We start from the raw sequence: 23,389 nt of genomic DNA, 5'->3' as shown, positions 1-23,389 counted from the left end.
TAACTTATAACCACAAAGAACATAAAGATGATAAATAGTAGAAGAGATTTCATTCGAAAAGGTGCGGCAGGCTTAGCTCTAACAGGGGCCTCATTTACTTTTCCAATGGAGCTATTAGGGGCTATGCGCAGAAAATTAGGCCCCAATGACACTATAAATGTTGGTTTAATCGGTTGTAAGGGCATGGGTTTTTCGGATTTAACATCCGTCCTTAAAATGAACGACACTAATGTAATTGCATTATGTGACGTAGACGAGAACGTATTACGCTCCAGAACGGTAGATTTGGAAAAGGCGGGTATTAAAAAACCGAAATGGTATAGCGACTATAGAAAGTTACTGGAAAATAAGGATATTGACGTAGTGATAATCGGTACTCCAGACCACTGGCATTGCTTACAATTAACAGACGCCCTAAAGGCAGGTAAGGATGTATATTGTGAAAAGCCTATTGCCAATTCGGTCGAGGAGGCAAACCTAATGTTGGGCCATGTGCAGGCAAGCGACCGTATGGTTCAGGTTGGGCAATGGCAAAGAAGTCAGCCTCATTTTGTGGATGCCATCAATTATGTACATTCGGGTAAGTTGGGTGAAATACGCCTTGCTAAGGCTTGGGCGTATCAAGGCTGGATGAAACCAGTGCCTGTTACGGTGGATAGCGAAATACCAAAAGGTGTAGATTATAAGATGTGGTTAGGACCTGCTCCTCAACGTGCATTCAATGTAAATAGATTTCATTTTAATTTTAGATGGTTCTGGGATTATGCCGGAGGTTTAATGACAGATTGGGGTGTTCATTTAATTGATTATGCCTTATATGGAATGAAGGTGGGTACGCCTAAATCCGTTATGGCTTTAGGCGGAAAATTTGCTTACCCGAATGATGCATCTGAAACACCGGATACCCTTCAAACCGTTTATGAATATGATGGGTTCTCCATATTATGGGAACATGCTACAGGAATTGATGGAGGTAATTACGGGCGTAATCACGGCATTGCCTTTATAGGCAATAACGGAACATTGGTTTTGGATAGAGGTGGATGGGAAGTAATTCCTGAAAAAGAATTTCAAGGATGGGATAAAGAAGGTATTCCAAAAATGAAGGCCATCACATATAGTAGGGGCGAAGCGAATGGGCTTGATTTACATACTGCCAATTTTATTGATGCAGTAAAGAATAGAGATACTGCCAAATTAAATGCACCCATAAAGGTTGGTTATGATGCTGCTTTAGTTTCGCATATGGGTAATGTTGCCTTTAAAACAGGTGATAGGATTTATTGGGACGCCGCCTCAGGCAAATTTAAAAATGAATTAGCGAATCAATTATTAAGCGCAAAATATCACAACGGTTGGAAGCTGCCAACACTGTAATGACAGAATCATCGGTACTTATCATTGAGTCCCTTTCCTTCTAGAATCATCGGGGGTATTTTAAGTAAGCGAGCTTCTTTGGTCTGTTCCCGTTTGGCTCCGCTGATATACTCGGCATATTCTTTTTGTCGGGATGGGGATAGCGTATGAAAAGCCTTCTTGAGGTCTGGATTATTTTCAAAGGCAATCTTGAGTTCCTTTGGCAAGACCACAACAATAGCTTGCTTCTTTTTGGGGGCCAATCGTATGCCTTTTCTTTCGTTTTCAATGGCCTCATTAATGTAGGCGGAAACCATTTTCTCTTTTATCTCGTCCCTAGATTTAAATTTCCAATGGCGCATTGCCTGGGTCTTACCTTCTTGGGCATTCTCCAGCACGTTCTTGCTGTCACTTAAGAACACGCCGTTAAAGAACCAAATACCAAAATGCCCTTTAAATTTACAGATCGCCAGTACGTTTTTTCCGTTTAACGTATAGGTTGGAAACATCCATTTAAAAGTTTCCTCTAAATCGGTTTTTATTACCAATTCCCTGAGTTGGGTTATGGCCTCTTTAAAGAGGTGTTCTTCCTCGTAATAGGCTTCTATTTTTTCGGATTTATCCACTGCACTTATTTTTCTTTAGCAGTAAGTTCGCAAATTTTTACGATAACTTCTACCGCTTTCTGCATACTTTCCACAGGAACGTATTCATATTTTCCATGAAAATTATGACCACCGGCAAAAATATTGGGACAGGGGAGGCCCATAAAACTAAGTTGTGACCCATCCGTTCCACCACGAATGGGTTTAATAATGGGCGAAACACCAACTTGCTCCATCGCTTTTTTTGCTATGTCTACAATATGCATCACAGGTTCAATTTTTTCGCGCATGTTAAAATACTGGTCGGCTATTTTCAATTCTATGCAGTCATTGTAATCTTTATTCAATTGATCTGTAACCTCCCTTAGTAATTCTTTTCTTTTTAGAAAATTACCATGGTCATGATCACGAATTATGAGTTCAATGTTGGCTTTTTCTATCTCTCCATGGAGTTCATAAACATGGAAAAAACCTTCCCTGTTACTGGTTCTTTCAGGAGTTTCGTTTTTGGGTAGTCTCCCCAAAAACTCATTTGCAATTCCTAAGGCATTGACCATTTTACCTTTTGCATAACCAGGGTGGACACTCTTCCCTGTAATACTTACTTTCGCGCCAGCGGCATTGAAATTTTCATACTCCAATTCACCTATTTGGCTACCGTCCATAGTATAGGCCCATGCAGCACCGAACTTTGCTACATCAAACTTATGTGCGCCTCTACCTATTTCCTCGTCAGGGGTAAAACCTACCCTAATGGTACCATGTTTTATTTCTGGGTGTTGAAGGAGGTATTCCATAGCGGTTATTATCTCCGTAATCCCCGCTTTGTCGTCGGCCCCTAAAAGGGTGGTGCCGTCCGTTGTAATTAACGTCTGCCCCTTATATTGAAGTAAATCTTCGAAATAATCTGGTGAGAGTATAATATTTCCTTCTTTGTTCAAAATGATGTCCTTACCGTCATAATCTCTAATAATCTGTGGATTAACATCGGTCCCGGAAAAATCGGGTGTGGTGTCAAAATGAGAAATGAACCCGATTACGGGTACCTTCTGCGTAATGTTGCTGGGTAAGGTGGCCATGATATAGGCGTTATCATCTATGCTTACGTCCTGCATGCCAATTGCTTCAAGCTCGGCAACTAGTTTGTGGGCAAGGTTCCATTGCTTTTCCGTACTCGGTGTCGTCTCCGAGTTAGGATCACTTTGTGTATCAATTTTCACATAGCTTATAAAACGGTCAATAAGTTGTTGCATAGGTCGTGTTTTAATCAAAAATAGGGTTATAAATTGTATTTTAGCTTAGTTTTAAATTACCTAGATGATACATAAAAAATGTAGTGTTCTTATTTACTTACTATTGATTATGCTTTTTTCTGTTGATCTTAGAAGCCAAGCCGATTGTGTTCTGGGGGTAGGTATAACAGAGGACGAAACATTGATTACTATTTTTCAAATGAATGAAATGCAGCAAGAGAATCTGGTAAATTTTGGTGCGGAATTGAAATATAGAAATGAAATTCTAAATAATCAATTAGAAAATATCATGCAACGGCATCCACAAAGCACACCAACAGAATTAGGTCAACTCGCTGATAAATATAAAGCGGTCATGGATAGCATGCAGATGATACAGGCGTTCATAGATAAAAAAGTGCTACGGCTCTTTAACGAAAAGCAGTACGAGCTTTATCTGGAACTCTGTAAAGAGGCTTCTCGGTCCCCTTTCATAGTAGTGCCAACGGTTTATAATGATAGCATTACAAGAAAGGATTAATGTACATCTGATTTTTGTGATTGCTATAGAAGGTTCGTTTACTTTTCAGTTTGTATTTTTGTAGTTCACTATGCTTTATGTATAAACTAATTATCCGCCAAATTCTTTTTTTATTGGACCCTGAGAGGGTGCACTATATAAGTTTTTCCCTCATTAAGTTTGCTTCAAAAATTGGTCTTTCCGGACTTATAAAAAATCACTTTACGCATGAAGATGTACGATTGGAACGAGAGGTATTCGGGTTAAAATTTAAAAATCCTGTAGGTTTGGCCGCAGGTTTTGATAAGAATGCCTTGTTATACAATGAGCTGTCGGATTTTGGGTTCGGTTTTATTGAAATAGGAACCTTAACACCCAAGCCCCAAGATGGAAATCCAAAACAGAGATTATTCAGACTCAAGGCAGATAAAGCTATTATCAATAGAATGGGCTTCAATAACAATGGTGTTTTTGATGCTGTTGAGCAATTAAAAAAAGAGCACAACGTACTTATTGGGGGTAATATAGGCAAGAACAAAGTGACTCCCAATGATGAGGCCATTAAGGATTACCTCATTTGTTTTGATGCATTATTTGATCATGTGGATTACTTTGTCGTAAACGTAAGCTCACCGAATACCCCAGGTTTACGGGAATTGCAAGACAAAGAACCACTCACGGCATTATTGAAGGAACTTCAAAAAGAGAACGATAAATATGCACTTAAAAAAAGTGTTCAGCGAAAGCCGATTTTACTAAAAATAGCTCCCGATTTAACGGATGACCAATTACTGGATATCATCACTATCGTGGCAAGCACTAAAATTGATGGAATCATCGCCACGAACACGACAATATCTAGAGCCCATCTTAAATCGGACTTATTTTTAGTGGAACAGGCCGGAGGTCTAAGTGGAAAACCTTTAAAAGATAGAAGCACGGAGGTCATTCGTTTTCTGTCTGAAAGGAGTAATAAGGCGTTTCCAATAATTGGCGTAGGCGGCATACATTCACCAGAAGACGCTCTAGAAAAATTAGAGGCCGGTGCGGACCTAATTCAATTATGGACTGGATTTGTTTACGAAGGTCCGGGTCTAATTAAAAAAATAAACAAGGCCATTTTAGCCGATGTGCAAGATTAAATCTCAACGCTGTAAGAAGTCATAAAAGAAGTTTTCGTCTATTTATTGGCGCCGCCTAGGGTATACCCAAGGTAGTTTACTTTCCTCACATCAACCCTCTCCTTTTGCTTAGTAGAAGGAGTCAATCATTTTACTTCGTCCAATAGTCCAATACGAGCACATCATCTAAATGCGGCCCTAAAACCTCACCAAACGCTTTATGATCCGGGTGTGGTAAATAGATACCTCTGTCTTCTTCATTTTCAAAAGTTAAGAAAAAACAGTGGGTCAATCCCTTATTAAGGCTTTCCGGACTGTTATTGATTCCCCATTCGTAGCCCTTGATTTCTGGTATTTTGCTGGGTAAGGCGCTAAAGGCGTCTTCAACCTTTTTGATATCTTCTGGAGCAGTGCCATCCTTGAATTTAAAAAGAACCACATGTCTTAATACACTATCCGCGCTTATATGGGTTATCTGGTTATTTTTATTAGTAGTCTCAAATGAATAAAATGACATTGTAAGTACTGATAGAAGGACTAATGCTCCTGTAATTTTTAAGGTTTTCATGATGCGTTATTTGCTTTTGTGAAAGATAAAGAAAGATAACTACCTTTTTAGAGAGAAATGATTTTTAAATTCTTTTTGTTCTCCGTTCATCGTGTAACTAATTTTGAACCAGTAATCTGAGGATGGTAAGAGTTTTCCGTTGCTATTTCCGTTCCAGCCATCTTCATCATTAAATTGAAAGTGTAGCTTTCCAAAGCGGTCGTAGATATAAATTTGGGCATTCTCAATTTCTGACAATCCAATAATTTTCCATGTATCATTGGTTCCATCACCATTAGGAGTAAAAAATTTGGGGTAGTCAACCACTAAGAAGGGTTGGGACAACACAGTGCAATTCCTAGTATCTGTAACATATGCTATGTGTTCACCTGCTTCCAAATTATCAAACCTGAAATTAGTAGTGAAATCAGAATCGTCAACTGCAAATAAATATTCATTACCTCCCTCGACCTCAATAGCTATGGAATTGTTTCCAGAGAACAGGTCGTTCAGGGGAACGATTTCAAAAAGGGTCGGAGGACTAACAGGAACAACTTTTGTGAAAATCGTGAATTCACAACCAAATTGTAAATTTTCTAAGACTACAAAATAAGTACCTGGAGTGGTTGGACTATAGTTGTTCGCTGTAGCATTGGGTATCCTATTTTCTTCCCTAACGACATCTTTGTACCATTGAAAATTGTAGTCTGATGTCGCCAATCCGGTATCTAATAACGGTAAGGGTGTCAAGGGGTTGTTATCTTCATCCAAACATAGGGGATACTCTTCAGCTAGCGGAGAGACAAATTCTAATTTTCGAAGGAAAATTTCAAACGAAGTAATTTCATAGCAACTTTCACCAGAAGATATGCGAGCAAAGATAGTTTTGGTTTCTTCGGTTCCAAAGTAAGGGCTGGTGCGCGTGATGTTGTTTTCGAGATTTTCGGCATTTTCCTGTGTTTCAAAAAAGTAGACTTTATAGATTCTATCATTTTGATTTCCTAAAATCCTGTTTCTATTCGCCGTAAAATCAAAAGGCTCAATATCGTTCCCGTCCAAATCACAGGCGTTTATATCCAAGGGTTGCTCGGCTATCAGCGGTGGTTCAATATATTCTATTTCAATTGCTCCGTTTGAAATACATACTGCTGAAAATACCACTTCTACCTCGTATAATCCATCATCATTCACGGTTATGACAGGAATATCGTCGAATGCCATTAGTTGTGTTCCGTCCCTATACCAAACGTAACTTTGCGCTCCTTGTGAAGTAGCGTCCAGTATTAGTTCTTCACCGATACAGAGTGGTTTGCCGTTGGCAACCGTTCTATTTTCTCCCAAACTAACATCTATGGAGAAACTACCGGCCTCGAGGAAAACAGCGGAGTCTAGATCAGCGTCTAGATTATCGGCAATTACAAGTTTAATCGTGTAATTTTCTCCAGGATTTACCTCGGAGAATGCAACTAAGCTTTTCGTTTGTCCAAAAAATGAAATTCCAGAATTCTCGCCATTCAGACCACCAAAAAAATCCTCATTCGCAGGTTCACAGGCATCTTCAACTCCGGGTCGTATAGTTGTAGCACTAACAGGAGAATCAGTACCAGGAATAACTGCTAGATTGGAAGAAATTCCATTCGCATCGGTGAGAATAAAAGCAAATACATCAGAGAACGTGCATTGAAAATTATCGGAATATTCTTCCGAGGCGAACAGAAAATTGAAGCTTATACTGTTGGTGCTTGGCACAAAGTCGAATTGTATATAGGAGGCGTTAAAAAGGTTTCCTGTTCCCGTTGCTGATCTTAAATCATTATCTCCTGGCCAGTCCGTATCTCCAGTAGTATAGATTTGATCGTTAGGGCCCACTGCATCGGCAGCATTACCTGTGGATAAAATGATGCCTTCCCTGTATTGAAATCTTGCTCCGTTAGAATTAAAGTAACCTATACCGTTTACCCCGAAATCCGTGCCGGTATAGGAAGTGTAGTTAGAGGTTTCCGCGCAGCTACTATTTACAAGGATATCTCGTATAAGCTCTTCTTCCGAGAGACCAGTGTCCACTTGGAACTGACCATAACAAGATAGGGTGGTGAGCAATAAGAGTAATACCGCTTTTTTCATTTCTGGTCTAGGGCAAAAGTAATCTTTGCGATTTCTCGTTAGCTAGGAATATAAAAACTATTTTGGACTTATCATTATTTTATAAGTTAAGAGTGATTTTTTTTCAGATGAAAACAATATACGAGGTATTTAAATAGAAAAATAGTCAGGCTTACTCCTTGGATATAGGTGGTAATTCGTATTTTATCGGTCTTAATCAACGAGTATTGAATTTAGAGCTATTACTTCCTTTTTGTGCCGCAACGGCGGCCTTGGCCCTATCACCCGGACCAGATAATATTTTTGTGTTAATACAGAGTATGACCAATGGTAAACGATATGGTTTAGCCACTATCGCAGGGCTTATGACGGGTTGTTTAGTCCATACGAGCTTATTGGCATTTGGGGTATCCATAATAATAAAGGATAACCCCATTGTGTTTAATGCGATTAAGATTTTTGGAGCCTTATACCTTTTGTATTTGGCATGGCAAGTTTTAAATTCGGATGAGGCCATTTCCTTGGGCAATGGTAAAGGCAATAAGAAAGGGCTTTTGGCCTTATTTAAGCAGGGGTTTGTTATGAACGTACTTAACCCTAAGGTGACCATTTTCTTTTTAGCATTTTTCCCTGGCTTTTTGTTCTCAGAAGAATTGAGTACCGTGGTACAATTTTATGTTCTAGGCTTTTTGTTTATTCTGGTCTCTTCTTTCGTTTTTTGTGGAATAGCTCTTTTAGCTGCTTCTATAGCTGATTTTCTAAAGAAAAATGCTAGAACAGGAGCTGTATTAAAGTGGCTTCAAATTATTGTTTTTGTGGGAATAGCTATCTACTTGTTGATAGGTTGAGCAAATTTAAACTTAAACTTGATTTTGAGTTTGTACTTTTACAATATGTCCGAAAAGGTAAAGATTATTGAATGTCCCAGGGATGCAATGCAAGGCATAAAAGACTTTATACCTGTGCATAAGAAAGTGAGGTACATTCAATCTTTGCTCAGCTGTGGTTTTGATACCATAGACTTTGGAAGTTTTGTTTCGCCAAAGGCCATTCCGCAAATGGTAGATACGGCTGAGGTCCTGGCAAAGCTAGATTTATCCGGAACTACAAGCAAGTTGCTGGCCATAGTAGCGAATGTTAGAGGGGCAAAGGCAGCTGCTTTACATCCGGAAATACGATACCTAGGATTTCCATTTTCTATTTCGGAAAACTTTCAGATGCGAAATACCCACAAGACTGTGGCCGAATCTGTCGTTACGCTAGAAGAAATTTTCAATATTGCGGACGCGGCCAATAAGGAAGTAGTAACTTATATATCCATGGGTTTCGGAAATCCCTATGGAGACCCATGGAATGTGGATATTGTTGGAGAATGGACAGAAAAACTGGCGGGTATGGGCGCTAAGATCTTATCATTGTCGGACACCGTGGGTACATCGGATCCTGAGACCATTACTTATCTTTTCTCAAATCTCATTCCGAAATATCCAAATATAGAATTTGGAGCTCACTTACACACGACCCCCACAAAATGGCATGAAAAAGTCAATGCTGCTTATAAAGCGGGATGTCAACGTTTTGATGGTGCCGTTCAAGGATTTGGTGGTTGTCCAATGGCCAAGGACGAGCTTACAGGTAATATGCCAACCGAAAAAATGTTATCGTATTTTACCGCCGAAAAAGCACGCACAGGGGTGAATTGGCTGGCTTTTGAAGCGGCCTATAATAAGGCTTCCGAGTTATTCGGTGCCTACCATTAATTTCTTAATATATCATCGAGTAAATTTTCCAAATCTAGGTGAAATAAGGTGCCTTTTACCAAGTCATTCATAGCTTTTAGCTCCTCTACGTTCATGGCAAAGGAAACTTGTGTAAAGGGAGAGTCTACCAATAATGCCCTACAAGAGTGCTTTGCGCTGCAATCGGCGCATGGCGAACTGGAGCGTTTGGCGTGCTGAATATTCTTTAGAAACTGCCATAATTCCTCTTTGCTCAGCATTAAACCAGTATCTCTAAAGACCAATTGAATTTTCTTCGTTGTATAACTCGGTGCGGTAGGCCATTCGAAAGCTATTCCAAATGAGTTGACATATAAGAGGTTTACATCTGTCATCTTGTGTGGGTAAAATTTATATTGCTTGTCAAAAATACTATTCTTATTTAGAATGATTAAAAATAATTTGATATTCTTGTATACGGGGATTAAAGAGATAATCCATTGGAAAAAAAAGTCATAATTGAATAAAACCCAATAAAAGCTCATTAAATTTGTAAAAAGCGATAAGGATGAACAAGACTATAGAAGCACTGTTAAACGACCAGATTAAATATGAGGCAAACGCGTCCATGCACTACTTGGCCATGGCTTCATGGGCCGATGCTCAAGGATACAACGGAATTGCAGAATTCTTTTACAAGCAATCGGAGGAAGAGCGTGTTCACATGACTAAATTGGTAAAATTTGTAAATGAACGTAGTGGAAAGGTAATAGTACCGGCTTTAGAAAAACCCAAAGAAAGCTTTGAATCCCTAAATGAATTATTTGCCGATTTCTTAAAGAGTGAAATGTTCGTAACGGAGCAAATCAATCACGTTATCTTCGAATGTTTAAATAAGAAAGACTACAATGTCCATAATTTTATGCAGTGGTATGTTACGGAACAACTCGAGGAGGAAGCCGTAGCCAGAACACTTCTGGATAAGCTGAACATCATCGGAGACGATAAATCCGGGCATTATATGTTTGACAGGGACATTAATGCCATAGCCCTATCGGTAGATGCTGAGGAATAGCAAACAGTGTCTGTAAAAGTTTTCAAAAAAGACTTCCAATTGGAAGTCTTTTTTTAGTAGCTTTGTTGTTATTTAGATTTAATAAAAATAATGAAGACAGCATTTTTTATGACTCCTTGTTTGGTTATCGACTCTAATTGTGGCGATTGTACTGCCGTGGGTAAGAAAAAGAAGTGCTGTAAAAAGTATAAAAAAAAGGGTAAGAATAACTGCAAACGCTGCCCCAAAATCTAAAACAATAATTTCTTTTATTTTAATATAATCTAAATAGATATTATTGGATATCAGTTATTTGTATTGGTTCTAACTGGTTTCTCACGTAGTTTTATAGTATAATAAATAAAAAAATGTTATGTCTATAAGATTAGGAAATAGTTGTATCAATTGTGAAAATTTAGTTGAAGGTAATACCTGCAAAAAACATGGTGTGCAAGTGGGTAACAGTTACACTTGTGACAGTTTTGAAATGAAGGCAGCATTAAAAACGGAGCAGAATTGTGTTAGTTGCGTTCGCTTTGAAGCAAGCGACTGCGCCAACCCTCAAAAAGCTGCACCTGGGATGTCTTGCAACCATTGGGCTCCTCAAAACATTACTGCATAATATTCCAAACATCATTGAATAAAAATAGGACTCCGGAGGAGTCCTATTTTTATTTATGCCATAGCCCAAGTGTTAAATTTTTAATTTTATTTAGATTTAATACAAATAAGCTTGTCCGTTGTCATTTTAGGTTTTAGATTTGTTGCTCTATTTAAAACAAGTCTAAATAAACTTAAAAACCTAATAATGAAAAGAATTGTATTTGCAGTAGCTATAGTTGGAGGATTACTATTGACCTCATGCGAGTCGGATGATAATGGTGGAGACATAGGAGCAACTTGCTCTGATGGAGTAATGAACGGTGATGAAACCGGTATTGATTGTGGCGGTTCCTGCGCACCTTGCGAAACTGCCATTGAAAACCCTGCCACCTATCTATTTTCTAGAAACGGTGAGAGTACGGTCAGTTTCTCCGGTCAGACTACTCGGTTAAAGATGGGCGATGAAATTGTAAGTGCATTAAAGAACCCCATGATGACGGCGAATGAATTATTGGCCATGTACGCCCACGCAATGGGTGATATGAATTTTGAAGATGCAGAATTAAATGCTTCCGATAAAAATATGAGAAGTAAAACGGCTGCATCCGCAGATTTCTTCTCCTCTAATGCCACCGACCAGGCTTTGATACGTGCAGATTTTGACCAGTGGTTGACGGCTCAGGCTGAGGAGGTCTTTCCAAATTGGAACGTAGCGGCATCTGCTGGAATGGCGGGCCAACTACCCGATGGAGCATCCACACGTTATGTAAATGAAAAAGGATTGGAATACGACCAACTATGGACAAAAGGTTTAATCGGCGCATTAACCGCTGACCAATTATTGAATAATTATTTAAGTCCAGCCGTTCTGGATGCCGGCGAAAATATAGCTGATAACGATAACGGTACACCTGCTGAGGGTAAGACCTATACCAACATGGAGCATAAGTGGGATGAGGCTTATGGTTATGCTTATGGTTTAAATGCGGATGCTGCAAATCCAAATGCTGATTTAGGTGCGGATAGTTTTTTGAACAAGTATATCGGTAGGGTAGAAGGCGATGATGACTTCGCCGGTATAGCGGATGAAATTTTCCAAGCATTTAAGTTAGGAAGAGCGGCTATTGTTGCCAAACAATACGATGTTAGGGATTCGCAGGCAGCAATTCTAAGAAAGAAAATTTCTGAAGTAATTGGGATTAGAGCTGTCTTCTACTTGCAACAAGCTAAAGTGTCATTAGATCAGGAAAGCCCGGCATACGGAACAGCTTTTCATGATTTATCCGAAGGTTACGGATTTATTTATAGCCTTCAGTTTACAAGAAAACCAAGTTCCAATGAGCCTTATTTCACTAAATCTGAGGTAGATGCCTTTTTGGTTGATTTAATGGACGATGGCGCAAACGGACTTTGGGACGTAGAACTGGCTACCTTGGATAGTCTGGCAGCGGCCATTGCCGATAGATTTGAGTTTACTTTAGAACAAGCTGCAGAATAGTTTGAGTTGTGTTATGTTGATAAAAAAAGTGACTCTTTCCTTATCTAGAATGAGTTGCTTTTTTTATTTTCGCTTTTAATTAGAATAAATAAAAATAAGCTATGGAGAGGATTTTTGGAATTGCGTTTTTTCTGTGCCTGGTTTGGGCCTGTTCTACCGATAATGAGGGAGAAGAACCTGTTATAAATCCAGGTGCTGAGGTAAATTTTGAAAGGAGTGCCATGTTGGTGAACTGGGCGGATAACATTATTATTCCGTCTTATGAAGCTTTTAATGGTGACATGGCCGCCTTAAATGCATCTTTTGAATTATTCAAAGGAGCGTCCAGTGAAGCCAATCTCACAGATTTGCGTGCGGCATGGCTCGCGGCGTACAAAACATGGCAACGTGTTTCCATGTTTGAAATAGGACCGGCCGAAACGGTTGGACTTCGATTAAATCTTAATATCTATCCCACGGACCCGGAAAAGATTGATGCCTATGTTGCATCAGGGGCATATGACCTTTCATTATCTTCCAATAGAGATGCTAAAGGTTTTCCGGCGCTAGATTACCTGATTAACGGTTTAGATACTACTGATGCGGCTATCGTGGCCAAGTTCAATACTGCGGACAAAGATGCCCTGCTTTCTTATATGGAGGACGTCCTCAACGATATGACCCTACTTTCCAGTGGTGTTCTTGCGGAATGGAAATCGGGTTATAGGGATACTTTTGTGGCTAATGATGGTGCTTCGGCTACGGCATCCGTAGACCGTATGGTCAACGATTATATATTTTACTACGAAAAATTCCTCAGAGCAGGTAAAATGGGTATTCCCTTGGGTGTTTTTTCGGGCAGTCCATTGCCTGAAAATGTTGAAGGCTACTACGAACAGGAAATCGCCAATACCCTGTTTTTAGAAGGATTAAGCGCTGTACAGGATTTCTTTAACGGTAAGCACTATGGTTCCAGCGCTTCAGGGGAAAGTTTGGCTTCCTATTTAGATGTCCTCAATACGGTGAAGGATGGGGAAGATTTGAAAGCGCTTATCAACAATCAGTTCAATACGGCAAGGAACATGGTAAGTAGTTTAGCTCCCTTTAGGACCGAAATTGAAAATAATACGCCACCTACCAATATGCTCTTGGCTTACGATGAGGTACAAAGAGTGGTGCCCTTATTAAAAGTAGATATGGTTTCGTCCATGAGTATTAGTATCGATTTTGTTGATGCCGATGGCGACTAATGACCTTTGTAGCTAAACATATAAAAGCTCCTACGGAGGCCGCCCCTTTGGCGGTCTTTCGTATTTTATTCGGTTTAATGATGCTTATAAGTATTATTAGGTTCTGGAGCTACGGGTGGATTGATAAATTGTACATACAGCCCAAGTTATTTTTTTCCTATTATGGTTTTGAGTGGGTAAAACCCATCGGTGATTATACGTATTTGCTTTTCGCAATTTGTGGGATTTCGGCCTTTTTTGTGGCATTAGGTTATCGGTACAGAATATCTATTATCGTTTTCTTTTTAAGCTTTACCTACATCGAGCTAATGGATAAGACCACCTACCTAAATCATTATTATTTTATAAGTATCTTAAGTTTTTTAATGATCTTTCTTCCTGCACAGGCATACTTTTCAGTTGATGCAGCACGAAACCCTAAAAAAGCCTTTCAATACATTCCCGCTTGGACCATAAACAGTATAAAACTATTACTGGGAATTGTCTATGTATACGCAGGTTTGGCAAAATTGAACTCCGATTGGTTATTCAAAGCTATGCCCTTGAAAATTTGGCTTCCGTCTAAGTTCCATATTCCATTGATCGGTGATCTGTTGAGTGAAGAATGGGTACACTACGCTTTTAGCTGGACGGGAGCAATCTATGATTTAGCTATTCCATTTTTGTTATTGTCAAAAAGAACACGCCCCTATGCTTTCATTTTAGTAGTAGTTTTTCATGTACTTACACGCGTACTTTTCCCTATAGGAATGTTCCCCTATATTATGATTATTGCTACACTTATCTTTTTTGATAATGGCCTTCATCACAAGATAATTGCTTATATCGGGCGCCTACTCAGATTCAATACTTCTCGGTTTAACAATCAGAAGGTCTTCAGAGAAAATACCATGGGGTTGGCTTCCTTAAAGTATTCGGTCGTAGTTCTTTTTTTTATACTTCAGTTAACAGTTCCTTTCCGCTATCTATTATATCCGGGAGAATTATTTTGGACGGAAGAAGGGTATCGGTTTTCGTGGAGGGTAATGCTCATGGAGAAATCTGGGTATGCCCAGTTTAAAGTGGTCGATGCTGAGACCAATAGATGGTTTTACGTAAATAATTCAGACTTTTTAACACCATTTCAGGAAAAGCAAATGGCATTTCAACCAGATTTCATTTTAGAATACGCACACATGCTAAAGGAGCATTTTGAAGAGGACGGTCATAAGCAAGTGGCTGTCTATGCGGACTGTCAAGTAAGTTTAAACGGTAGATTAAGTACAAGATATATAGATCCTGATAGGGATTTAACCAAGGAGAAGGCTTCTTTTGCCCATAAAGATTGGATTATACCATTTAAGGATGAGATTAAAGGAATTTAGTGGATTACTGCTATTGTTAATGACTTTCCCGGTATGGGGTCAACTAAGTATATCAGGAAGTATCACGAACGAGGAAGGTAAACCACTCCCTGATGTGGAGGTATATCTGCGTGAATTGGAACGTTTGGAAATGACCGATGCTAATGGAGTTTTTACGTTTGGAGATATACCCGGTGGTAAGTATTCTATTGTAGTTTTTGCCTATGAATATGAAGTATTGGAAAAAGAATTGACTTTTGACAAGCCTTTTTCCTTGGATATCATATTACAAAGACTGCAGGCGGAAAATCTTTCTGAAGTAGTGCTCACACAGAAGCGAGAACAGGTTTTTGCTTTAAAACAACTTAAAAAGGTAGAAGGTACAGCAATCTATGCGGGTAAAAAGAGCGAAGTAGTGCTGCTTGATGGCATTACAGGAAATTTAGCTGCCAATAATCCTCGACAGATTTACAGTCAGGTGGTAGGTCTTAATATTTACGATAATGGCGATGCCGGTCTTCAACTTAACATTGGTGGTAGGGGATTGGACCCCAACAGAACCGCAAATTTCAATACGAGACAAAATGGTTACGACATTAGTGCGGACGTTCTAGGCTACCCAGAAAGTTACTATACGCCACCCGCGGAAGCTCTGGAAGAAATTCAAGTTGTAAGAGGTGCCGCATCCTTACAATACGGCACGCAGTTCGGTGGTTTGGTGAACTTTAAATTCAAAAAACCAAGTACTACCAAAAAAATAGAATGGGTAAGTAGGCAAACCTTGGGTTCCTATAACCTTAGGACCAGTTTCAATAGTCTAAGCGGTACGGTAGGTAAACTTAGCTATTACACCTACATTAATTATAAGGAAGGAAATGGGTTTAGACCAAACTCCGATTATAACAGTAGAAACTATTTTGCCCATATAGGATACCAACTTACGGATAGGACCAAGCTCACCTTAGAGACCACTTTCCTGAATTACTTGGCCAAACAACCAGGAGGCTTAACGGATGCTCAGTTCATCGCAGATCCAACCTTTAGCAACAGGGACAGAAACTGGTTTGATGTAGATTGGAAATTATATTCCCTGCGTTTAGATCACAAATTTTCTGATAAGACGGATTTTAGTTTGAACATCTTTGGATTGGATGCTTCAAGGAGTGCACTAGGTTTTAGGACCAACCGTGTTTCCCAGCCAGATGACCCTGAGGAACCAAGGGAATTATTGATTGATAATTTTAAAAATTGGGGTGCAGAGGCACGGGTGCTTACGAGATATAAACTAGGCGGTACGGAGTCAGCCTTGCTACTTGGTTCAAAAATATATAAGACGGATAATAATCAAAGACAGGGACCTGGAACAAATGCTTCCAATGCCGATTTCAATTTTGCCGATGACGCCTTCCCCAATTACGAACGGCAATCTCAATTTGATTTCCCCAATTTTAATCTAGCCTTTTTCGGGGAGAACATTTTTAATATTACCCCAAAGTTTACGCTAACGCCCGGATTTAGGTTAGAACATATAAAAACAGAAAGTATTGGTAGCTTTAGGAATGTTGTTTTGGATTTGGCAGGTAATCCACTATTGAACGAAGAGATTGACGATAACAGAATATTCGATAGAACTTTTCTTTTATTGGGACTAGGCACTACGTATAAGGTGACCCCAACTACGGAGTTATATGGAAATTTTTCCCAAAACTACCGGTCGGTAACCTTTAGTGATATTAGGGTGGTGAACCCTTCTTTTCAGGTAGATGAAAATATTGGGGATGAAGATGGTTTTACGGCTGATTTAGGACTGCGAGGTAGAATAAAAGATGCTCTGTCTTATGATTTGAGTGCATTCGGGTTGTTGTACGATAACAGGTTGGGAGAGGTATTGAAAAGTGAAACCAGGACCAATGCTGCCGGTGAAGAGGTAGAAACTGGACGTATCGTTCGTTTCCGCGGTAATATAGGAACCGCTTTTATGTACGGATTGGAAGGTTTTGCCAATTGGAGTTTAAAGGAAACGTTCTTACCATCGAAAGAGAAGTTAAAACTGAATTATTTCTTGAATTTGGCCTTGACCAATTCTGAATACCTATCCTCTGAAGAAACCAATGTAGAAGGTAATCAAGTAGAGTTTATCCCGAATGTCAACCTGAAAACGGGATTGAATTTTGGATTTGGTAATCTATTGGGCAGTTTGCAATACACCTACTTGTCCAATCAATTTACAGACGCGACCAATGCACTACAGGATACTAACGACAATCAACGTGGTATCGAGGGAGAAATTCCCGCATACGATATATTAGACCTTTCCTTGTCTTACAGTTACAAAAAATGGAAGCTAGAGGCAGGAATCAATAACGTATTGAACAATAGCTATTTTACACGTAGGGCTACGGGATACCCGGGACCTGGAATAATTCCTTCGGAACCACGAACCTTTTATACCACCTTGCAACTAAAGCTGTAATACAAATAAAAAAGCCCCAAGATTGAGGCTTTCTAAACTATGGTCGTAATTGTAGTGTTTGTTATTGCTTTAAGTAAACAAAACGTTCCAGTCTGGCCAATTCCTTATCATCAACATATTTGCCAATTTCTTTTCTAAACTGTGCCATGTTCTTATAAGGTCTATATTCCTCGAACTCATGAGCCATACGTTTTCCAACACCTGGAAGGGCTAAAATCATTTCTTCCGATGCCGTGTTCAACTCAATAGGAACAAATACATAATTTTCATAACGAGCCACCTCCGTTTCATCAACATATTTACCTATTTCACGTCTAAATTGAGCTAAAGATACATAAGGTCTATATTCCTCGAACTCATGTGCCATACGGTCACCAACACCTGGAATCATCTTAAAATCGGCCTCCGCAGTAGTATTTAAATTGAAGGGCACGAACATTTTTTTGTACAATTCGGAGGTATTTACCTCGCTACCGAACAAACTATTAAAATCCGTCATGGTGAGAAACGGTCTACTTTTTACAATTTTTTCAACCATTTCGTCGGATATGCCAATAGCTTTCAAATCTTCCTCCGTAGCCAAATTGGCATTTAACACAGTTGTCATTTCCGATTTTGTAACTTCCTGAACTTCTTCAGTGGCCGATGCTTCTTGTTCCGCAGTTGCAGCTTCGGTGCTTTTGTCTTTTTTATCTTCTTTGCATGCCAAAACCATAATGGCCAATAGTGTTAAACTGCATGTCAATTTTAAAAAATGTCTCATTGTTTTTGTTTTAGTAGTAATATATATGAATAACCGATTAATGCTAATAGGATCATGCTCCCAGGGGCAAGGGTAGGTAGAGCGCCTGATAAACTTTCTATAAATAAATCCCAATCACGGGCATTAGGCTTCATTTCCATTTCAAACTCATAGTTGGCCCTTAAATGCAGAAAGGTGCCATAGATACCGCTTAGTGCCGTACAACCCAAAATAACTTTGAACAAGGTTATTACAAAAGAAGACCTTTTGAATAGTAGTATGATAAGGACCAAAATGGCACTGCCAATACAAAATAGGGGTATTCTTTGTAGCGTGTCTTCATAATGACTTAGAAGATATAATTCCAAACCAACACCCAACAGCATGAAAACGAACGTAGCAAAAATGAGCTGTTTTTGTTGCTGCTGTTCAAATGTATCCTTTTGTGTCTTCATTGCCTTTGGCAAAATTAAGGATGAATAATGGGTTATGAAAATTATTTAGATGAATTCTAAATAATGTTTGCAAGTTCAAATGAGTTTTCTTTTCCCATTACTTAAAGACAATTGTTATTACCTAGGACATATTGCTTTTAATGACCGTTAATATCAGTTGCTATTAGGATAGTGTAGTGTGTACTATGGATAGCTACTACAAGCATAACACCTAGCTTTATTGGTTTAATGTTGAGCTTTTGAACTTTTGCTAGATAAACGTTTACCTCTTTAACCAAAGGAATATATATCGTCTTGATGGCTTTTATTGTTGTATTCATTTTACTTCCTATTGCTTGGTTCAAGAATTTTCTTTGGCTAGAACGACACTTGTAGTCTTCTTTTTTTACGGACCATACCAACTACAGCGCATCCAATGAACGTATGCAAGGCATCCATATCAACAAAATATTGGTCTTCTAATACCTGGTTTTCTCATTTCTTGAAGTAAAAAGAGTATCTTTGCACGCAATTAAATCCTTAATTGCAATGGAAGCTCACCTAAACAAAATTCTCGGAGAAGGTCTAACTTATGATGACGTACTCTTGGTCCCGGCATATTCTGAAGTGCTTCCTAGGGAAGTCAGTATAAAATCAAAATTTACACGGAACATTACCATTAATGTTCCTATCGTTTCCGCGGCTATGGATACGGTTACCGAATCCAGCATGGCTATTGCCATTGCCCAAGAGGGCGGTATTGGTGTATTACATAAAAATATGACCATAGAACAACAGGCGATAAAGGTCAGAAAAGTGAAGCGAGCGGAAAGCGGAATGATTTTGGACCCTGTTACGATGCCTTTGAATTCTAAGGTAAGTGATGCCAAGGCCAATATGAAAGAGCATAGTATCGGTGGTATTCCCATAGTGGATGCAGAAGGAAAATTGATCGGTATCGTCACCAATAGGGACTTACGTTTTGAGAAAAACAACGAAAGGCCTATTGCTGAGGTGATGACATCTGAAAATTTGGTCACTGCCGCAGAAGGAACCTCACTCTCTGAGGCAGAGGATATATTACAGGACCATAAGATAGAGAAGCTTCCTGTGGTAGATATGGACAATAAGCTGGTCGGTCTCATCACTTTTAGGGATATTACGAAACTTACGCAGAAACCCAATGCCAACAAGGACAAGTACGGACGTTTAAGAGTGGCTGCCGCTTTAGGAGTTACGGGCGATGCCGTGGATAGGGCAGAAGCTTTGGTCAATGCTGGGGTCGATGCAGTTGTAATAGATACGGCACATGGTCATACCAAAGGAGTGGTTTCCGTCTTAAAGGAGGTTAAGGAACGCTTTCCGGACCTTGATGTCATTGTTGGAAATATTGCAACGGGTGAAGCTGCTAAATACTTGGTGGAGGCGGGTGCCGATGCCGTGAAGGTGGGTATTGGTCCAGGTTCCATTTGTACAACAAGGGTTGTTGCAGGAGTCGGTTTTCCACAGTTTTCTGCGGTTTTAGAGGTCGCTACGGCCATTAAAGGTTCAGGGGTTCCCGTAATTGCAGATGGTGGTATTCGTTATACAGGAGATATTCCAAAGGCGATCGCCGCTGGCGCCGATACGGTAATGTTAGGTTCTCTCTTAGCAGGAACTAAAGAATCTCCCGGAGAAACTATCATTTATGAGGGTAGAAAATTTAAGTCTTACCGAGGAATGGGTTCTGTTGAAGCTATGAAGCAAGGAAGTAAAGACCGATATTTTCAAGATGTTGAAGATGACATTAAGAAGTTAGTCCCTGAAGGTATTGTCGGCAGGGTTCCTTACAAAGGGGATTTGTTCGAGAGTATTCACCAGTTTGTGGGTGGTCTGCGCGCAGGGATGGGCTATTGTGGCGCTAAAGATGTGAACGACCTAAAGGAAAATGGAAGGTTTGTAAAAATAACGGCAAGTGGTATTAATGAGAGCCATCCACACGATGTCACCATTACAAAGGAATCTCCTAATTACAGTAGATAAAAGAGCCATTTTTAGCTAAGTATATAAAGAAGCCGAGTGTTCCCACTCGGCTTTTAGTTATAATATTATGTCATGTCGGAGATTATTTTCCTTCGGCAGCGTAGGTTTTCCAATCTTTGTCCTTGTAGATATTTTCTCCAAAGTATTTTGCAATGTTCAGAAAAGGTTCCGGTTTTTGATATCCTGATACGGGAGAAAGCATATTCAATTCCTCATCCAAGAATATTGTGGTAGGATAACTTAAGCGACCCTGCATTAATGTTGCAGCAAACTCGTGATATCCTTTTCTTCCAGAAGGAACAAATTTATAGGTTTTCCCCTTGAACTCTATGGGCTCTTTACCTTCGCCGTCCAATTTTACCATATAATAGTTCTTGGACATGTATTCCGCAACTTCTGGATTTTGAAAAGTATCCTTATCCATTTTTTTGCACCATCCGCACCAATCCGTGTAGACATCGATAAATACTTTTTTAGGATTTTTGTCTGTTGCGGCAAGTGCTGCAGCTTCGTCCCAACTTAACCATTGTACCTCTTGGGCTGCAGCAAAATTTGTACTGAGCGCAATGACTAAAAGTATGACGTAATTTTTATAGGAAGCCTTATGTTTTATCATCGTATATTTTTGAGCAATTAGTCCAACAACTATACCAAAACTAACGATTTTTTAAAAGCTTTATTTTACTTTGGCAGGTTCCTTAACATCAAAAAGGTCTTTTACGTCCACTTGGTTATTGATGAGGTCATTAAAAGTTTCCCTTTCCCTAATGAGAATGGCTTGTCCGTTATGCCAGAGCACCTCTGGCGGTCTAAACCTGGAATTGTAGTTGCTAGCCATCGTAAAACAGTATGCTCCTGCATTCTTAAAGCATAGAATGTCACCTTCGGATATTTCGTTGATACGTCTATTGCTCGCAAAAGTATCCGTTTCGCAAATATAGCCTACCACAGAATAATAGCGTTCCCTTCCTTTTTCATTGGATATGTTTATGATTGAATGAGAAGCTCCATAAAGCATGGGCCGAATGAGATGGTTAAAACCGGAATCGATACTAGCGAAGACCGTAGAAGTAGTTTGTTTTACTACGTTTACCTTGGCAAGAAAGAATCCTGCTTCACTTACTAAAAATTTACCCGGTTCAAAAGCTAAAGTCAGTTCCTTTCCGTACTCTTTGCAAAATTCATTGAAGCGTTTGCTTAGTTTTTTGCCCAATTCTTCTACATTGGTTTCAATATCACCGTCCTTATAAGGCACTTTAAACCCACTTCCAAAATCAATAAAGTCTAATTTTTTAAAATTCTTTGCTGTTTCAAATAGGATTTCCGATGCGTACAGGAAGACGTCAATATCAAGTATATCGCTGCCCGTATGCATGTGTATTCCGTTGATATTCATCTGGGTTAATTCTACGATTCGTAATAGATGTGGAATTTGATGAATACTTATTCCGAACTTAGAATCTATATGGCCAACAGATATATTGGAGTTACCCCCCGCCATAACATGTGGGTTAATTCGAATACACACAGGAATATCAGGATGCTTGCTTCCAAACTGTTCTAGAATGGAGAGGTTATCGATATTTATACGAACCCCCAATTTTGCAGCCTCTTCAATCTCTTCTAAAGAAACCCCGTTAGGCGTGAATATGATAGATTCCGGTTTAAAACCGGCCAAAAGACCTAATTGCACTTCTTGAATGGAAACGGTATCCAAACCGCTGCCTAGACTGTTCATCAGTTTAAGAATGGAAATATTAGAAAGCGCTTTTGCAGCGTAATTTAATTTCAGATTTTTAACCGAGCTGAATGCTTTGGTCAACCTTTTGAACTGTGAGATGATTTTTGCGGAATCATATACATAAACAGGATCTCCGTAGGTTTCGGCAATTTGAAGTAGGTCCGAATTTTTCATGCGTAAGGGTTTTTGACAAATCTAGGTCACTGAAGGTATACTCACAAAAAAAATGCTCAAAAATTGATAAAAAAAACAAAATGTTATAATTGCAACAATTATTTCTAAAGCTTTTCTTGTTCCAAGTTGAGCGGATTTGTACTTTCATCAAGAAAATTACTTTAATTTTATACCATCTTTAATGAGAATACCATTATTTCCTTTACAATCTATATTTTTTCCAGGGGAGACCGTACCGCTGCATATTTTTGAACCTCGCTACAAACAGTTAATTCAGGACTGTAGGGATGAGGCCATCACTTTTGGAATACCGGTTTACATAAACGGGAAAATGGAATATGGTACCGAGGTGCAGTTGGTCGAGGTCGTTACCACGTACGATGGAGGAGAAATGGATGTTGTTGGTGTAGCGCGCCAAGTTTTCAAGGTGCTTTCATTTGAGAATCAAATGGACGATAAGTTATATGCTGGGGGGGAGGTAGAATTTTACGAATACAATTATGAGGCGGATAAAGACGATAAGCTTAAAGTGATAGAGCACATTCAGGAACTTTACGATATAATGGAAGTTCCCTTTACGCCAATTGATGTAAATACCTTTAATAGTTTTACGCTAGCCCATAAGATTGGGCTTTCCTTTGAGCAGGAGTACCAATTGCTACAAATGTCCAAGGAAACGGAGCGTTTAGGTTTCTTAGAAGCCCATTTAATGGCTACCATTACCGTACTTACCGAAGTGGAGCGTACCAGAAGAACTATTGAGTTGAACGGACATTTCAAAAATTTTGACCCGCTTGATTTCAAGGATATTGAAGTATAGATTTATAGATTGATTTAATCTTAACAATACGCTATTAATTTCCTCTGCTCAATT

Annotated in this window: 22 protein-coding genes; 13 read left to right on the top strand and 9 right to left on the bottom strand. The window is 39.3% G+C overall.

Annotated features, from left to right (window positions below):
* Window positions 1-27 precede the first annotated feature (27 nt).
* Window positions 28-1,377 (top strand): Gfo/Idh/MocA family protein, encoded by a 1,350-nt coding sequence (locus EJ994_RS08145; RefSeq protein WP_126592003.1) that lies wholly within the window; start codon window positions 28-30, stop codon window positions 1,375-1,377.
* 8 nt (window positions 1,378-1,385) lie between these two features.
* On the opposite strand, the gene EJ994_RS08140 is transcribed toward EJ994_RS08145, so the two are convergent.
* A complete protein-coding gene (locus tag EJ994_RS08140) occupies window positions 1,386-1,982 on the bottom strand; it encodes a YdeI/OmpD-associated family protein (protein ID WP_126592002.1) in 597 nt (198 codons plus the stop codon).
* Window positions 1,983-1,987: 5 nt separating this feature from the next.
* A complete protein-coding gene (pepT, locus tag EJ994_RS08135) occupies window positions 1,988-3,214 on the bottom strand; it encodes a peptidase T (RefSeq protein ID WP_126592001.1) in 1,227 nt (408 codons plus the stop codon).
* A 64-nt stretch (window positions 3,215-3,278) separates the two neighbouring features.
* Here pepT and EJ994_RS08130 point away from each other — a divergent pair, with 64 nt between their 5' ends.
* On the top strand, window positions 3,279-3,734 hold the full coding sequence (locus EJ994_RS08130; RefSeq protein ID WP_126592000.1) for a hypothetical protein: 456 nt from the start codon (window positions 3,279-3,281) through the stop codon (window positions 3,732-3,734).
* Window positions 3,735-3,811: 77 nt separating this feature from the next.
* A complete protein-coding gene (locus EJ994_RS08125; protein WP_126591999.1) occupies window positions 3,812-4,855 on the top strand; it encodes a quinone-dependent dihydroorotate dehydrogenase in 1,044 nt (347 codons plus the stop codon).
* A gap of 130 nt (window positions 4,856-4,985) precedes the next feature.
* Here the strand turns inward: EJ994_RS08125 and EJ994_RS08120 are convergent, their stop codons facing one another.
* Window positions 4,986-5,402 (bottom strand): Dabb family protein, encoded by a 417-nt coding sequence (locus EJ994_RS08120; protein ID WP_126591998.1) that lies wholly within the window; start codon window positions 5,400-5,402, stop codon window positions 4,986-4,988.
* Between the two features lie 39 nt (window positions 5,403-5,441).
* Entirely contained in the window at window positions 5,442-7,505 is a 2,064-nt protein-coding gene (locus tag EJ994_RS08115; RefSeq protein ID WP_126591997.1) for a T9SS type B sorting domain-containing protein, read from the bottom strand.
* Between the two features lie 206 nt (window positions 7,506-7,711).
* Here EJ994_RS08115 and EJ994_RS08110 point away from each other — a divergent pair, with 206 nt between their 5' ends.
* Complete coding sequence (locus EJ994_RS08110; protein ID WP_126591996.1) at window positions 7,712-8,332, top strand: LysE family translocator; 621 nt, start codon at window positions 7,712-7,714, stop codon at window positions 8,330-8,332.
* A 45-nt stretch (window positions 8,333-8,377) separates the two neighbouring features.
* Window positions 8,378-9,244: a hydroxymethylglutaryl-CoA lyase gene (locus EJ994_RS08105; RefSeq protein ID WP_126591995.1), complete on the top strand. Its 867-nt coding sequence runs from the start codon at window positions 8,378-8,380 to the stop codon at window positions 9,242-9,244.
* On the opposite strand, the gene EJ994_RS08100 is transcribed toward EJ994_RS08105, so the two are convergent.
* Window positions 9,241-9,597 (bottom strand): hypothetical protein, encoded by a 357-nt coding sequence (locus EJ994_RS08100; RefSeq protein ID WP_126591994.1) that lies wholly within the window; start codon window positions 9,595-9,597, stop codon window positions 9,241-9,243. The genes EJ994_RS08105 and EJ994_RS08100 overlap by 4 nt on opposite strands.
* 173 nt (window positions 9,598-9,770) lie before the next feature.
* Between EJ994_RS08100 and EJ994_RS08095 the strand changes: the two genes are divergently transcribed.
* From EJ994_RS08095 to EJ994_RS08070, 6 genes are all read left to right on the top strand, one after another.
* Window positions 9,771-10,277 (top strand): ferritin, encoded by a 507-nt coding sequence (locus EJ994_RS08095; protein ID WP_099573765.1) that lies wholly within the window; start codon window positions 9,771-9,773, stop codon window positions 10,275-10,277.
* 352 nt (window positions 10,278-10,629) lie between these two features.
* A complete protein-coding gene (locus tag EJ994_RS08090) occupies window positions 10,630-10,878 on the top strand; it encodes a hypothetical protein (protein ID WP_126591993.1) in 249 nt (82 codons plus the stop codon).
* 186 nt (window positions 10,879-11,064) lie between these two features.
* Window positions 11,065-12,357 (top strand): DUF4856 domain-containing protein, encoded by a 1,293-nt coding sequence (locus EJ994_RS08085; RefSeq protein ID WP_126591992.1) that lies wholly within the window; start codon window positions 11,065-11,067, stop codon window positions 12,355-12,357.
* 101 nt (window positions 12,358-12,458) lie between these two features.
* Window positions 12,459-13,586 carry an imelysin family protein gene (locus EJ994_RS08080; protein WP_126591991.1) on the top strand — a complete coding sequence of 376 codons (1,128 nt, stop codon included), beginning with the start codon at window positions 12,459-12,461 and terminating at the stop codon, window positions 13,584-13,586.
* Complete coding sequence (locus EJ994_RS08075; protein WP_126591990.1) at window positions 13,586-14,950, top strand: HTTM domain-containing protein; 1,365 nt, start codon at window positions 13,586-13,588, stop codon at window positions 14,948-14,950. Before EJ994_RS08080 ends, EJ994_RS08075 begins: the two co-directional genes overlap by 1 nt.
* Entirely contained in the window at window positions 14,931-17,402 is a 2,472-nt protein-coding gene (locus tag EJ994_RS08070; protein ID WP_126591989.1) for a TonB-dependent receptor domain-containing protein, read from the top strand. Before EJ994_RS08075 ends, EJ994_RS08070 begins: the two co-directional genes overlap by 20 nt.
* Before the next feature lie 61 nt (window positions 17,403-17,463).
* On the opposite strand, the gene EJ994_RS08065 is transcribed toward EJ994_RS08070, so the two are convergent.
* Window positions 17,464-18,165: a helix-hairpin-helix domain-containing protein gene (locus EJ994_RS08065; protein ID WP_126591988.1), complete on the bottom strand. Its 702-nt coding sequence runs from the start codon at window positions 18,163-18,165 to the stop codon at window positions 17,464-17,466.
* Window positions 18,162-18,599, bottom strand: a complete 438-nt coding sequence (locus EJ994_RS08060; protein WP_126591987.1) for a hypothetical protein — start codon at window positions 18,597-18,599, stop codon at window positions 18,162-18,164. The genes EJ994_RS08065 and EJ994_RS08060 overlap by 4 nt, the downstream gene beginning before the upstream one ends.
* Window positions 18,600-19,127: 528 nt before the next feature.
* Between EJ994_RS08060 and guaB the strand changes: the two genes are divergently transcribed.
* Complete coding sequence (guaB, locus tag EJ994_RS08055; protein WP_126593677.1) at window positions 19,128-20,600, top strand: IMP dehydrogenase; 1,473 nt, start codon at window positions 19,128-19,130, stop codon at window positions 20,598-20,600.
* Window positions 20,601-20,682: 82 nt separating this feature from the next.
* On the opposite strand, the gene EJ994_RS08050 is transcribed toward guaB, so the two are convergent.
* The gene (locus tag EJ994_RS08050) at window positions 20,683-21,216 is read right to left on the bottom strand and encodes a thioredoxin family protein (RefSeq protein ID WP_126591986.1); all 534 of its coding nucleotides are present in this window, start codon (window positions 21,214-21,216) and stop codon (window positions 20,683-20,685) included.
* 60 nt (window positions 21,217-21,276) lie between these two features.
* Window positions 21,277-22,515, bottom strand: a complete 1,239-nt coding sequence (lysA, locus tag EJ994_RS08045) for a diaminopimelate decarboxylase (protein WP_126591985.1) — start codon at window positions 22,513-22,515, stop codon at window positions 21,277-21,279.
* 181 nt (window positions 22,516-22,696) lie between these two features.
* Between lysA and EJ994_RS08040 the strand changes: the two genes are divergently transcribed.
* Window positions 22,697-23,335: an LON peptidase substrate-binding domain-containing protein gene (locus EJ994_RS08040; RefSeq protein ID WP_126591984.1), complete on the top strand. Its 639-nt coding sequence runs from the start codon at window positions 22,697-22,699 to the stop codon at window positions 23,333-23,335.
* The last annotated feature ends 54 nt before the right edge of the window (window positions 23,336-23,389 follow it).

The organism is Maribacter sp. MJ134, from assembly GCF_003970695.1.
Classification (GTDB): Bacteria; Bacteroidota; Bacteroidia; order Flavobacteriales; family Flavobacteriaceae; genus Maribacter.
Note: the sequence above shows the minus strand (reverse complement) of the source record. Positions and strands in the feature narration are given on the sequence as shown.

Bases quoted from the DNA above. Each gene is read 5' to 3' on its own strand.
- EJ994_RS08145 (WP_126592003.1), top strand. From the start codon at position 28: ATGATAAATAGTAGAAGAGATTTCATTCGAAAAGGTGCGGCAGGCTTA.
- pepT (WP_126592001.1), bottom strand. From the start codon at position 3,214: ATGCAACAACTTATTGACCGTTTTATAAGCTATGTGAAAATTGATACA.
- EJ994_RS08130 (WP_126592000.1), top strand. From the start codon at position 3,279: ATGATACATAAAAAATGTAGTGTTCTTATTTACTTACTATTGATTATG.
- EJ994_RS08125 (WP_126591999.1), top strand. From the start codon at position 3,812: ATGTATAAACTAATTATCCGCCAAATTCTTTTTTTATTGGACCCTGAG.
- EJ994_RS08120 (WP_126591998.1), bottom strand. From the start codon at position 5,402: ATGAAAACCTTAAAAATTACAGGAGCATTAGTCCTTCTATCAGTACTT.
- EJ994_RS08115 (WP_126591997.1), bottom strand. From the start codon at position 7,505: ATGAAAAAAGCGGTATTACTCTTATTGCTCACCACCCTATCTTGTTAT.
- EJ994_RS08105 (WP_126591995.1), top strand. From the start codon at position 8,378: ATGTCCGAAAAGGTAAAGATTATTGAATGTCCCAGGGATGCAATGCAA.
- EJ994_RS08100 (WP_126591994.1), bottom strand. From the start codon at position 9,597: ATGACAGATGTAAACCTCTTATATGTCAACTCATTTGGAATAGCTTTC.
- EJ994_RS08095 (WP_099573765.1), top strand. From the start codon at position 9,771: ATGAACAAGACTATAGAAGCACTGTTAAACGACCAGATTAAATATGAG.
- EJ994_RS08090 (WP_126591993.1), top strand. From the start codon at position 10,630: ATGTCTATAAGATTAGGAAATAGTTGTATCAATTGTGAAAATTTAGTT.
- EJ994_RS08085 (WP_126591992.1), top strand. From the start codon at position 11,065: ATGAAAAGAATTGTATTTGCAGTAGCTATAGTTGGAGGATTACTATTG.
- EJ994_RS08080 (WP_126591991.1), top strand. From the start codon at position 12,459: ATGGAGAGGATTTTTGGAATTGCGTTTTTTCTGTGCCTGGTTTGGGCC.
- EJ994_RS08075 (WP_126591990.1), top strand. From the start codon at position 13,586: ATGACCTTTGTAGCTAAACATATAAAAGCTCCTACGGAGGCCGCCCCT.
- EJ994_RS08070 (WP_126591989.1), top strand. From the start codon at position 14,931: ATGAGATTAAAGGAATTTAGTGGATTACTGCTATTGTTAATGACTTTC.
- EJ994_RS08065 (WP_126591988.1), bottom strand. From the start codon at position 18,165: ATGAGACATTTTTTAAAATTGACATGCAGTTTAACACTATTGGCCATT.
- EJ994_RS08060 (WP_126591987.1), bottom strand. From the start codon at position 18,599: ATGAAGACACAAAAGGATACATTTGAACAGCAGCAACAAAAACAGCTC.
- guaB (WP_126593677.1), top strand. From the start codon at position 19,128: ATGGAAGCTCACCTAAACAAAATTCTCGGAGAAGGTCTAACTTATGAT.
- EJ994_RS08050 (WP_126591986.1), bottom strand. From the start codon at position 21,216: ATGATAAAACATAAGGCTTCCTATAAAAATTACGTCATACTTTTAGTC.
- lysA (WP_126591985.1), bottom strand. From the start codon at position 22,515: ATGAAAAATTCGGACCTACTTCAAATTGCCGAAACCTACGGAGATCCT.
- EJ994_RS08040 (WP_126591984.1), top strand. From the start codon at position 22,697: ATGAGAATACCATTATTTCCTTTACAATCTATATTTTTTCCAGGGGAG.